Genomic DNA, 12,553 nt, shown 5'->3' with positions numbered 1-12,553 from the left:
AACTTAGTATTATAAATTTAGAATGAGTTAACTGTTTTTCTGATAGCAACTAATTTTGTCATTAAACCTTCAAAATAGTCTAAATGAAGCATATTAGCACCATCACTTTTTGCATTTGCAGGATCAAAATGAGTTTCGATAAAAATACCATCAACACCTACGGCAATACCAGCTTTAGCAACCGTTTCGATCATATCAGGTCTTCCGCCCGTAATTCCTGCTGTTTGATTTGGCTGTTGCAGTGAATGCGTAACATCCAGAACAGTAGTTGCATATTGCTGCATAGTAGGGATTCCTCTATAATCAACAATCATGTCTTGGTAGCCAAACATAGTACCGCGATCAGTAACCATAACATTTTCATTATTACAGTCTAATACCTTTTGTACTGCATGTTTCATACTTTCGGGACTCATAAATTGTCCTTTTTTCAAGTTTACTGTTCTTCCAGTATTTGCAGCTGCCACAACTAAATCAGTTTGGCGAACTAAGAATGCTGGAATTTGTAAAACATCAACGTATTGCGCTGCCATGTCAGCATCTTCATTAGTATGAATGTCTGTAACTGTTGGAACGTGAAAAGTTTCAGAAACTTTTCTTAAAATTTTTAAAGCTTTTTCGTCTCCAATTCCAGAAAAGCTGTCAATTCTAGAACGATTTGCTTTTTTAAAAGATCCTTTAAATACATAAGGAATTTGAAGATTGTCGGTAATACCAACTAATTTTTCAGCAATTCTAAGAGCCATTTCCTCTCCTTCAATAGCGCAAGGGCCCGCCAATAAAAAGAAATTTCCGCTGTCAGTATGCTTAATTTGTGGAATATGTTGTAAGTTCATAAAATTATTTTTTTGCAATGCAAAGGTAGTCATGATTTATGAATAGCAGATGAAGATTTAAGATTATTTTAAGAACGCGAATAACTGGCTAAGAGCTTAGTAGAATTAAACGAATTTCAAAAAATACTTTTGAATAATTATATGCTTTTTTCATGACAATATTAAAGCATGAAAAGAAACTAATAAATGACATTTATCATGTTCTAAAGTTTTGCAGTTTGCATATGTTTTCCAAGATTATGAATAAAAATATTCCTGCTATTTTTACTAAGGAATACTATGTTATATCATGTTCCTTTTTGCTCTCCATCTTTTAACTACAAATTGAATTACAATAACTAAAATTAGAGTAAAAAGTAGAAAGAAACAGCCTGCAGCTATTCCAACGAGCGGCATACCGCATCTCACAGGATTTGGTTCATATTGTTTTCTAAGGTTATAATCTGCAATATTAAAAAGCTGTAAAAGAGAATATAATTTGCAATATATAATTTATCCAAGAAACAATTTTGAATTTTAAAGAAACAGGTTTATAAATAGAAAGTGTTCCAAGTATTAATTGAGAAAGCACTGGAAAAATAATGAGAAGTAAAGGTAATATATTGAGCATTTTTATTTTTACTCCTTTTTTAAAGTCAATCCCAGCGGAACCATCAAAATACCTTTTTCGTAAATGTTCAAATATAGCGTTATTGGTTTTTTTTGCCCTTCCCAAGTCAATTCGTAAACATTTAAAAATCCGGCACCCATATCACTTCTTTTGGTAGGAAACGGACAGCATGTTTCTAAACGTTTATAAGTAATTTTTTCACCATTTGGCCCCGCTAAAGCATTCAAAAAACGAATTTCGTTTGTGGCTTCATCTTTTGTGTTTCTAAAAAAAATATTTACAGGATAATCAGGATTATAACCATACTTTTTGTCTTTACTGAATAGCGAAATGATAAAAGTATTGTTTTTGCCAAGTACCAAATCAGGCGCATTATCATCTACATTTTTTAATGTTGATTTTGTACTGATACAAGATGATACAGTAATTAGTAAAATAATGAAAAGAGCTGTTTTTTTCATGGTTTGATCTATTTTGGTCGTACAAATGTAAAAGGTTTTTTTGCTGTATAACTGTATTTAAAGAAGAAATGAGTATTTGTATCAAAATACTATTCTACGTTCTTCGGATTCAGTTTTAGTATACCAATTACAATCAGATATTGTGCCACAAGATAAGTGAGCATGATAAAAAAGGAACTTTTCTCAATTGGGTTGTAAAATTTGTTAATTGCCAAAATGCTGTCAGAAATAACAAAAACAAGCGCACCAGAAAAAACTAGTTTGTTGCCTGGTTCATTCCAATTTAAAAGTCCGTTGTAAGCAAACAAAAGCATAATCGAAATTACACTGGCATAAACTATTACAGGTATTTTTAAATCGCCCAAAGAAGGCAATAATACAGATAACATTCCAATTAAATAACAAGCAATTAATATGGTGCCAATTCCTATTGCAATGCTGTTCTTTTTTAAATTTCGTTTAGTTTGACGATTAAAAAGTATACAATAAACGATGTGAGAAATTAAGAAAGAAACTAATCCGAGAATAAAATAAATTTCGGATATATCTGAAAAAAGCAATATTACATCACCAATCCACGAGAATATTAAGGCAGTTAAAAGAATATTTTTAGTTGGAAAATTTTTATAAAAATAAACCCCAAAAATTAAAATCGGTATCAATATCGGCTTTAAAAAAAAGTTTAGATTTTCATGTCCTAAAAATAGAATAAGCAGATAAACAATGCTAAATGCAATATAGATTTTAAATAAAGTAGAATTTTTCATTTTGTGGTTAATGTATTTATGGGTTGGTTTTGGATCGTTTTAAAATCAATTGTTATAAAGTATATCGATACTAAAAAGGATAAACTTAGGTAACCTAGAATGATATAATTACTTAGATAAAAAACTTGATTTAAACCAAACCAATCACCATAATAAGTAATAATTGCTGCTGCGACGGCAAAGCGCAAACCTTCCCAAAAAACAGCGTACTTGCTTTTGTCCATTAATTCACTATAACTGTAAATAGTTATTAAAATGAAAAAACCGTAGATAAAAATGTTTGGAAGTCCAATTTTAGCAATATTATCAAACAAATAACTCACAAACAAAAGTGTTACTAAAAGTTGTGCAACTGACCAGTAAATTAGTTTTTGAGAGTTTTGTGTACCGTATTTCTCAAAATCAAAAACATTTTCGATTTTATTTACAGGATATTTTTCCTCAAAATTTTCTGGGCGCCATCCTGTTGGTTTGAACCAAATGGTAAGTTTGTCTTTCCAATTCTCGGCGCGCCATGCATCCTTAATTAGTAACGTTAGATGCTGAAAATTTATTTTTATTGGATTCCACGTATTAGCAGGTCTTGTGATTCCAAAAACTGGCGGAACATCATCTAATTCAGCCTGAAAAGTACCAAAAAGTTTATCCCAAAAAATAAATATCTGTGAATGGTTTTTATCTAAATATTCTGGATTTATGGCATGATGTACTCTATGATGCGATGGTGTAACGAGAATATGTTCAATAATTCCCATTTTTTTGATGTGTTTAGTATGGTACCAAAACTGCAGGAATAAATGAAGCGGAAGTGTAATGGCAATTACTGAAGCGGGAACTCCTAACAATGCGGCAGGAATTAATAAAAATGTAAATAAGTTAGCTAAACTTGCGATAGGCTGACGCAATGCACAGGCAAGATTAAACTCTTCACTGCTGTGGTGAATAGCATGTTTATTCCAGAAAAGATTAATTTGATGTGCCCAGCGATGGCTCCAATAACCATAAAAATCGATAACAAAAAAGGCTATGATATAAGAGAAAACAGTAGCTTCTTGATGAAAAAGAGCAATTTTAGAAACCATCCATTCATAAGAAATAAAAGTCAGGCTTAGTCCTAAAACATCTTTTACAGAATTTGTTATACCAGAACTAATACTAGACACGCTGTCTATCAAAGGTGCAGTATCGTTCTTTTTGTAAATGCCGTATATTTTTTCAATTACTATTAAAGCTAAAAAAACAGGCATCGCAATAATCAATATTTTTCCGTATTCTTCCATAAAAAAACATTCTATTTTATTTCAAATATAAAATAAAATAGAATGTTTTTTAAATTATTTGCAATTAAACAATTTCAGCGCTCAATCCAGCTTCTAAAAGTTGTGTGCATTGCGGTTTTAATTTGTCAATTGGCCCTGTTTTTACGGTGCATTTTCCGTTATAATGTACAATTAAAGAACATTGTTCGGCCTGCTCTGCCGTGTGACTGCAAACTCGCATTAAAGTATCAATTACATGATCAAAAGTGTTTACATCGTCATTGTAGACAATAATTTCGTTATTGAAATTTACTGCTTCCTTTTCACGGACTCTTTCTCTTACTTTTTCTTTAGTACTCATTGTTTTTAGGTTTTTGTACTGTTGCAATTACTAATTTACGTATTTTAATGAAACCCAGTTGTTTCTTTGAAATTTTTTAACATATGTCAGCCCTTTTTCAGTGCATGAAGCGTCGATAAACGGAACATCTTCTTCATAAAAGCCGCTAAACAAAATAATGCCTTTAGGATTTAAACTATCTACATAAGCCTGCATGTCGTTTAAAAGAATATTTCTGTTGATGTTAGCAATAATCAAATCATATTTTTTGCCTGCTAATAAAGCCGCATCGCCTTCATAAACGCTAATATGTTTACAATTGTTGCGTTCAGCATTTTCAATTGAATTTAAATAACACCAATTGTCAATGTCAATAGCGTCAATAGGTTCAGCACCTTTCATTTCAGCAAGAATAGCTAAAATTGCAGTTCCGCAGCCCATATCAAGAGTTTTTAAGCCTTTTACATCCATTTCAAGTAAATGCTGAATCATCATGTGCGTCGTTTCATGATGACCTGTTCCAAAACTCATTTTTGGTTCAATCACAATATCAAATTCGGCATCCGTTTTTTCGTGAAAAGGAGCGCGAACATGACATTTTCCATCAACATCTATCGCTTCAAAATTCTTTTCCCATTCTTCATTCCAATTTACCTGATCGATTTCTTCAATTGTATATTCAATTTTAAACTCTTCAGATTGCAAAATATAAATATCATCTAGAATATTCTCATCCCATAAATCTTTCTTCACAAAAGCCGAAATTCCGTTGTCCGTTTCTGTAAAACTTTCAAATGCTTTTTCACCTAATTCAGCTACTAAAATTTCTGATCCAAGCTCTTTTGGTTCAATCGTAAAATGATACCCTAAATATATATTTGACATAAATAAATTTTTTGCAAAGGTAAGAATACAAAGCAGAATTTGTTCATAAATAAATCATATTCTTTGAATTATTAATGTTAATTTTGAGTTTTATTCTGTAAGTTTTTTAGTACCATGAAAAATATTGTTTTTATCTTACTTTTTGTTGTTTTATGCTCTGGCAGCTGCAAAAAAGAGCACGAAGTAATCCGCTCATTTTGTTATTGGAAAACAGATCTGTTTTTTTGGGAAGAGGATGATTCTCTAATTAAAAAATTAGATGTAAAACATATGTACGTTCGTTTTTTTGATGTTGATTATAATCCATATTCAAAAGAGCCTCTGCCAGTGGCAACAATTGGTGATATCGTACTTCAAAAAAGCAATCCCGAAATTACACCCAGTATTTTTATTACGAATGAAGTTGTTTTAAAATCAGATAAAAAGCAGCTGGATAGTTTAGCAGTTAGAATTGCAAAAAGAGTAGAACAGATTGGTAAAAGAATGAATGACAGAAAAGCAGAAAATATTGCTTCAAGCATTGTTTATCCAAAAGATTATTACAAACAAGAAAATTTCAAACGGTTAAATTATGATTCGGTAAAATCTATTGAAGCGGCGAAACTAAAAGTTGATTTTAAAGAAATTTTGATTGATTGTGATTGGACTGAAAAATCACAGAAAAACTATTTCTATTTGTTAAAGCAGATTAAAAATCAGTTTCCGTCAGCAAAAATAGCTTCAACGATAAGGCTTTGGCAGTATAAATATGCATCAAAAGCAGGAATTCCGCCAGTAGACAAAGGTTTATTGATGTGTTATAATATGACAAAACCAGATGATCAGCAAACTAAAAATTCTATTGGAACAAGCGAAGAATTAGCCCAATATATTACGCACAGTGAATATAAACTCAAATTAGATATTGCGCTTCCATTATACAGCTGGGCTGTGGCTTTTAGAGGAAATCAGTTTAAGGGAATTTTATCAGATTACGATCAATTAATAAAAGATACAATCAAATTAAAGAAAGTATCAGATACTAAATATCTTTTGCAAGATGATGTGTTAGCGGGGCAGACTTATTTGCGAAATGGCGATGAAATAAGAATCGAAAAAATTTCAGACAGCGAACTTGAAAAAATGATTTCAATAGTAAAAAGTAAAATTCAAATCGATAGTCAAACCAAAGTGACTTTTTTCTCATTTGATAAAAAATACATAAACGATTATGGAATCCAAAATATATCTAAATATTATGAGAGTTTTTAGCAGTTTACTTTTGGTTTTAAGCTTTCAGGTTTCTTTTGCCTGCGGTTGGAGCGTATCGCCGGAAACTAGTCGTTTGGCTTTGTTTAAAGCACAGCGCGAAGGCTTTTTTAAACTGACACCGTTTTATTATTCAGCAGATAATTATTATTCTGTGAATACAATTTCTGATGCTGATAAGCAATTAAATTGTTTCGAGTGGAAGAAAAAGTTAGGAAATCAAATTACTACTGATGATGTGTATTCTATTTTATATGAAACAGATTCAGAACAGTTTGAAACTGCCTATGAAAATAAAACACTCGATAAAGTATTTGCAAAAAACACTTTTATAAAAACTTTATTGTTACCAAAAAACAAAGCTTTTTTGAGTTATATACTATTTGCTAAAAAACTGGAATATAATAGTAATACTGATGTAAAATGGGAATCTTGGGGAAAGATTGGTTATGATAATCAGAATCATCAGCTTGCAGATTTAGATAATTTTGAAAAGAGAATTAAAACAGCAAAAGATGTTTTTTTAAAACAACGTTATGCCTTTTTAATTTTAAGATATAGTTTTTACAGTCAAGATAAAAATGAAGTAATCAAATTATATGATACTTATTTTGCAGCTAATAAGAATACGATTTTAGAGCCTTGGGCTTTGTATTATAAGGCTTTATGTATTGATGATCTGGTTTTGCAGAATTATTTATTGAGTAAAGTTTTTACTAGCTGCGAGGAAAAATCATTTGCAGTTTTACAGCATTATAACAGGAAACTTACTGCCGAAACTTTGGCTTTGGCACAAAATAATGAAGAACGAAGTGCTATTCTAGCAATTGAAAGTCTTAGAAATCCTGCTCCTGACTTAAAATCGATTAAAGAAATGTATGAGCTAAGTCCGAACAGCTTGTTTTTGAGTTTTTTAATTGGAAGAGAAGTTAGCAAACTCGAAGATTGGATTTTTACGCCGCAATATACTAACAATGGCACTCCGTCTGTAACTTTTAGCAATACTAATTGGTATGAAGATTATGCTAAAGCAAAAGCAGAGAATTTTAATAAAGATATTTTATACTTGCGAGAATTAGAATATTTCTTGATTTCTATTCGTGAACAAACTTCAGGAGAACAAAAAGATTATATTACTGCTGCAATTGCGCAGCTTTGTTTTATTGACGATCAAATCGACGAAGGGAAAAACTACACTAATATGATTTCTGGCAAAGCCAATGCTTCGATACAAATGCAGAAAAATATTCAGCTGGCTTTGGTTTCTTTAAAGCAAGATGATTTGAATAATGTAAAGGTTCAAAATCAGCTTTATAATTATTTCAATTCAGTCGAAAATCTAGTAGAAATCGATCACGCATTGTTTAAAAATTTGTACAGTTTGTATAGAATTGCCAGCGATGAATTTCATAAAAAAGGAGATACGGCTGCGGCAGGTTTATTATCTATGAAAGCCGATATTAAAAACGAAGGCGAATACACATCTTATAACAACCCATATTTTTATAGTTATATTGGATATTTTGACCGAAAAGCAACTATTGAAGATGTTGATCGTTTGATTGCTTTACAGCAAAAGACAGATAAAACACCTTTTGAAAAATATATTTGCTCAGGAACAATAGCTCCAAATATTAATTATTATAAAGATTTAAAAGGAACAATCGCTTTTAGAAATAATAATTTGGAGTTAGCTTATGAAACGTTTTCAAGTATGCCCAAGGATTTTTGGGAAAAGAACTATGAGTATAAAAACTATTTAAACGAAAATCCATTCTTGCCCAAAATTCTTCAAAGTGATAAAGAACGCAAATTTGATTATCATTTCAATAAAACAGACTTTGTTGCCAAATTAATTCAGCTGAAAAAACAAAACACAGCAAGCAGTAATCTGCAATTAGCACACGCTTATTTTAACGTATCGTATTTAGGGAATTCCTGGATGATGACGGCTTATGATTGGACTTCTGGAGAATCGTACGTAGATTATGTTTATGGCGATAATACCGAGAACGAAAAGAAATACCAAAACGGTAATTATTACAATCTAAAAATGGCTAAAATCTACTATGAAAAAGCTTTAAAAATGTCTAAAAACAGTAACGAAAAAGCAATGGCAAGCTTAATGATTTTTGAATGTAATTATTATAATCATTATGCCGATTTGGTTTCTACAGAAGAAGAGGAAAAAAATCCATTTAAGGCAGGGAAGGAGCTGGTTAATTTTTATTCAATTTATAAAACTACGCCAGCATTTAAAAAATACAATTGCCCGCTTTTGAAATCGTTTATAAATTAAATTTAGTCAAAAAGTCAAAAGTCAAAAGTCAAAAGTCAAAAGTTGAAAGTTGAAAGTTGAAAGTTGAAAGAAAATAAAAAAGCGTTCGCTGTGCGAACGCTTTTTTTATATAGCAGATTTCAAAATCTAAAATTAGATAGCTGTTACAATAGCTAAGAAATCATCTGCTTTTAAAGCAGCACCTCCAATTAAACCACCGTCTACGTCTGGTTTAGAGAAGATTTCTTTTGCGTTGTCTGGTTTTACAGAACCACCGTATAAAATAGAAACTTCGTCAGCGATTTCAGCTCCAAAAGCTTTACGGATAGTTTCTCTGATAAATTCGTGCATTTCTTGAGCTTGTTTTGGCGAAGCAGTTTCTCCAGTTCCGATAGCCCAAACCGGCTCATAAGCTAAAACAACTTTTGACCAAGATTCTTTTGCAATATGGAATAATCCGTCACGCAATTGATTTTCAACAATGTTAAAATGATTTCCAGTTTGACGATCTTTTAATTCTTCTCCAAAACAGAAAATTACTGTCATGTCGTGTTTTAGTGCTGTGTCAACTTTATTTGCAATTAAAGCGTCAGTTTCGTGAAAAATTGCTCTACGCTCAGAGTGACCTAAAATCACAGTGTTAACTCCAACGCTTGTTAGCATATCTGCAGAAATTTCTCCTGTAAAAGCACCGCCTTCAGCTTGATGAACATTTTGAGCAGAAATGCCGATAGTTGTGTTTTTTAATTTTGCAGCAGCAGCTTGTAAGTTTACAAATGTTGGTGCAACAATTACTTGTGCAGTTGTTTGTGCTGGTATTTTTGCAATTAATTCATTCAATAATTCTTCAGTTTGCTCTGCATTTTTATGCATTTTCCAGTTTCCTGCAACAATTTTTTTTCTCATTGTGGTAGTTTTTATTTTTTTGTTTTATTGAAGTAAAGTCAAAAAATGAAATTGATTTTTGACATTGATGTTTTTATTGAAAATTATTTTAAACCTTTTAAAGTTTCATTGATTTTATCAAAATCAGTTTCGATAGCACGATATAATACAATTTTTCCTGTTTTGTCAACGATAATATATCTCGGAATCCAATCTAGATCGATTGCTTTTCCAAAAACACCTTTCATACCGTCATTCATCATGTAATGATCTCCTTTTATTTCGTGTTTTTCGATTCCAGCTTTCCATTTTTCGGCAGTTTTATCTGCAGAAAGGAATAAATAAGAAACATCTGGATTATTAGCCTGCAGCTCTTTTACTTTTGGCATTGCTTTTACACAATCACCGCACCATGAAGCCCAAACTTCGATAACTAAAGTTTTTCCTTTATATTTTTTTAAAATGCTTTTAAAAGCAGCTTGACCTCCATCCGTAGTTAATAATTTTTCAGACAAAGCTTCTTTAGAAAAACTTGTTTTTTGTGCTTGCGAGCAAGAGAACGTAATAAATGCAATAACGACAAGAGCTAATTGTTTCATATAAGATTTATATTTTTTAATGTAATTGACATATCGTTCTTCAAACTTTGAATTCCGATAATTTCATAAATTAATGTTTCCGAACAAAGTTAAACAAACAATTTGAAAGCCAAATGCAGATTAACAAAATTTGAATACTCGCTTATTTTGTAACAAAACGATGATTTTAGGTTAAAAAAATGCGAGTGAAATCGTAATAGTTGGCTCCAAAATTCACTATTTTTTTGAAAAGCCTTTTCAAAAGATCACTGAATTGTTAAAACTTTATTTTATAGAATAATTTTTGAAGCAAAAAAACGTCAGATTTCAATGAAAAAGCCTTCAATAAAAATGTATTATTGAAGGCTTTGAGACTATTTTTTTGAGCGGTTAATTATAATCTCCGTTTGCCCATTTTTTACTTGGAGCAATCCAGTGATCTGAAGCTTTGTATAAAAAACCATGCTTTAAATTGGTATTTAGTTCAATTTCCTTAAAATGGTTTATTTTGAGTTTCGAAGTTTCTTTTCGTTTAATTGCTGAAACTCCATAAGCATCTGATTTTTCATAAATCGTTAAAATGTTTCCACAGAAATTAATATCTGGAATTTCTTCTATATCTGAATCTCTAAAACATCCAATAAAAACAAAATTTACATCAGGATTTGCCAAAAAAGTCGAAACGTATTGTGCAATATATCCGCCTTTTGAAGTTCCAATAACTGTTGTTTTATTTGGAGGAATTCCTTTTTTTAGTAAGCCTTTGATTTGTTTTACAACTTTTTTTGCATATTCGGCAGCATTGGTGTTTTTACTTCTAATTTCACTATACACTATAAAGTTGTCTTTTCTAAATGATGCTAAAATTTCATTGTATTCTGCTTTTCCATATTCGGGATGGGCGACACTTAAATCATTTTGTTCAACAAAAGCATTATGCAAAAAGAAAATATAACGTTGTTCTTTTTTTGATGTTTCAGTTTGGCTGAAACTTGTAAAGCTAAAAAGAAGAGTTGATAAAAAAGTAAACAATAATTTAGGTAATGGTTTCATAGATTTGGTTTGTTTTTTTTGAAAAGTTTTAAAACAAATATAAAAAACAAAATAGCTTATTTATTACTTTTCTTACGTACTGGTTTAATAAAAAAAAACGCCAATTGACTTAATAGAAAATTGGCGTTTTAAAATTTTATTTTAATTGAAAGTATTACAATTTCAAATCGTCAACATCATTATAATGTACTTTTTGAATAATTGTTCCGTTTTGTAAAACCACAATACTAGGATTTGCTCTTTCAACCGTTTTTAAAGTTGTAGCATCACAGAAGTAGAAATCAACATCTAAGTTGTATTGTTTTTTAGTTTTTGCAATTTCATCAGCTCCAGAGGCTGTCATGGCAATTACTTTGTAGCCTTTTGCTTTAGCATCTGCAGTAACTTTAGCTAATTTTTTCATTCCTGATGGTTCAGATAAAGTCAAATCATAAGTTACAAAAATTACTAATTTCGGTTCTTTTAAGAATTCATCTTTATAATCAGAATCGTCTTTTGTCATTGTAAAATCGTGAATTGGCGGTACATAACCTTCAGAAATTACTTTGTCTTTACGGTCAATAAATGTTGCTCCTTCTGGGATATTCATTAAATCTTTCTCAGTAAATTCTTTATCAACTCCGTTTACTTTGTAGATAAAAATCATCTCAACTACAGACTTTGGAGCTCCTTCTGGAATTTCCATTCCCTTTTCGATGTTAGTTCCCACTTTGTACGGACGGAAATCTTTTATAGGATTGTGGTTCAAAACCCAAACGGCCATTAATGAACATAAAAGCACACTTGCATAAACGGCAAAATTGGTTTTTGGTGTTGCGAATAATGGTTTTATTAATTTTTGATTGATGAATAAAATCAAAATAAAGAACAATAAAACTACATCTTTTGTAAAGGATTGCCAAGGCGTTAAATGCAAAGCATCACCAAAGCAGCCGCAATCTTTTACTACATCAAAATAGGCAGAGTAGAAGGTAAGGAATGTAAAGAACACAATTAGAAGCAGTAATGCCCAAATCGTCAATGCTGCTCTATAACCAACTAATAACATTACACCTAAAACTACTTCTAAAATCACTAGAAAAATAGCTAAACCTAAGGCAAAAGGCTCTAAGAATGGCATGTTGAAAACAGGTTCGCTAAAATATTCTGCCAGTTTATAAGAGAAACCAACCGGGTCATTTAGTTTTATTAATCCTGAAATGATAAATAATACACCTACAAATATGCGGGAGAACTGAGTAATAATGTTTTTCATGGCAAATATTTAAAATTTAAATTTCAATAAGAAAATCCCAAATTCCAATTCTTTATTTGGATTTTGGTTCCGATAGCTATCGGGATAAAAATTGGAAA

The 12,553-nt window shown here is 30.9% G+C and carries 12 protein-coding genes; 2 read left to right on the top strand and 10 right to left on the bottom strand.

Annotation, left to right across the window (positions count from 1 at the left end; translation table 11 throughout):
- Window positions 1-17: 17 nt before the first annotated feature.
- From kdsA to prmA, 6 genes are all read right to left on the bottom strand, one after another.
- The gene (gene kdsA / locus B0A75_RS00160; RefSeq protein ID WP_089052274.1) at window positions 18-836 is read right to left on the bottom strand and encodes a 3-deoxy-8-phosphooctulonate synthase; all 819 of its coding nucleotides are present in this window, start codon (window positions 834-836) and stop codon (window positions 18-20) included.
- Between the two features lie 618 nt (window positions 837-1,454).
- Window positions 1,455-1,907 carry a 2-dehydro-3-deoxyphosphooctonate aldolase gene (locus B0A75_RS00150; RefSeq protein ID WP_089052273.1) on the bottom strand — a complete coding sequence of 151 codons (453 nt, stop codon included), beginning with the start codon at window positions 1,905-1,907 and terminating at the stop codon, window positions 1,455-1,457.
- 89 nt (window positions 1,908-1,996) lie between these two features.
- Window positions 1,997-2,674: a lysoplasmalogenase gene (locus tag B0A75_RS00145; RefSeq protein WP_089052272.1), complete on the bottom strand. Its 678-nt coding sequence runs from the start codon at window positions 2,672-2,674 to the stop codon at window positions 1,997-1,999.
- The gene (locus B0A75_RS00140; RefSeq protein WP_089052271.1) at window positions 2,671-3,954 is read right to left on the bottom strand and encodes a sterol desaturase family protein; all 1,284 of its coding nucleotides are present in this window, start codon (window positions 3,952-3,954) and stop codon (window positions 2,671-2,673) included. Before B0A75_RS00140 ends, B0A75_RS00145 begins: the two co-directional genes overlap by 4 nt.
- A 64-nt stretch (window positions 3,955-4,018) precedes the next feature.
- Window positions 4,019-4,294 (bottom strand): ATP-dependent Clp protease adaptor ClpS, encoded by a 276-nt coding sequence (locus tag B0A75_RS00135; RefSeq protein WP_089052270.1) that lies wholly within the window; start codon window positions 4,292-4,294, stop codon window positions 4,019-4,021.
- Window positions 4,295-4,324: 30 nt separating this feature from the next.
- Window positions 4,325-5,158 carry a 50S ribosomal protein L11 methyltransferase gene (gene prmA, locus B0A75_RS00130; protein ID WP_089052269.1) on the bottom strand — a complete coding sequence of 278 codons (834 nt, stop codon included), beginning with the start codon at window positions 5,156-5,158 and terminating at the stop codon, window positions 4,325-4,327.
- Window positions 5,159-5,272: 114 nt separating this feature from the next.
- Here prmA and B0A75_RS00125 point away from each other — a divergent pair, with 114 nt between their 5' ends.
- A complete protein-coding gene (locus B0A75_RS00125) occupies window positions 5,273-6,409 on the top strand; it encodes a hypothetical protein (RefSeq protein WP_089052268.1) in 1,137 nt (378 codons plus the stop codon).
- The gene (locus tag B0A75_RS00120) at window positions 6,369-8,705 is read left to right on the top strand and encodes a hypothetical protein (protein WP_089052267.1); all 2,337 of its coding nucleotides are present in this window, start codon (window positions 6,369-6,371) and stop codon (window positions 8,703-8,705) included. The genes B0A75_RS00125 and B0A75_RS00120 overlap by 41 nt, the downstream gene beginning before the upstream one ends.
- Before the next feature lie 132 nt (window positions 8,706-8,837).
- Here B0A75_RS00120 and tpiA read toward each other — a convergent pair whose 3' ends face one another.
- The 4 genes from tpiA to B0A75_RS00100 form a co-directional block, all read right to left on the bottom strand.
- Complete coding sequence (gene tpiA, locus B0A75_RS00115; RefSeq protein WP_089052266.1) at window positions 8,838-9,590, bottom strand: triose-phosphate isomerase; 753 nt, start codon at window positions 9,588-9,590, stop codon at window positions 8,838-8,840.
- 83 nt (window positions 9,591-9,673) lie between these two features.
- On the bottom strand, window positions 9,674-10,168 hold the full coding sequence (locus tag B0A75_RS00110) for a TlpA family protein disulfide reductase (RefSeq protein WP_089052265.1): 495 nt from the start codon (window positions 10,166-10,168) through the stop codon (window positions 9,674-9,676).
- A gap of 369 nt (window positions 10,169-10,537) precedes the next feature.
- The gene (locus B0A75_RS00105) at window positions 10,538-11,200 is read right to left on the bottom strand and encodes a DUF2974 domain-containing protein (protein WP_089052264.1); all 663 of its coding nucleotides are present in this window, start codon (window positions 11,198-11,200) and stop codon (window positions 10,538-10,540) included.
- A 154-nt stretch (window positions 11,201-11,354) separates the two neighbouring features.
- The gene (locus B0A75_RS00100) at window positions 11,355-12,455 is read right to left on the bottom strand and encodes a BT_3928 family protein (protein WP_089052263.1); all 1,101 of its coding nucleotides are present in this window, start codon (window positions 12,453-12,455) and stop codon (window positions 11,355-11,357) included.
- Window positions 12,456-12,553 lie beyond the last annotated feature (98 nt).

Origin of the sequence: Flavobacterium oncorhynchi, assembly GCF_002217355.1 — a bacterium.
In the GTDB taxonomy this organism is placed as follows: Bacteria; Bacteroidota; Bacteroidia; order Flavobacteriales; family Flavobacteriaceae; genus Flavobacterium; species Flavobacterium oncorhynchi.
This window is presented reverse-complemented; position numbering and strand designations above follow the sequence as displayed.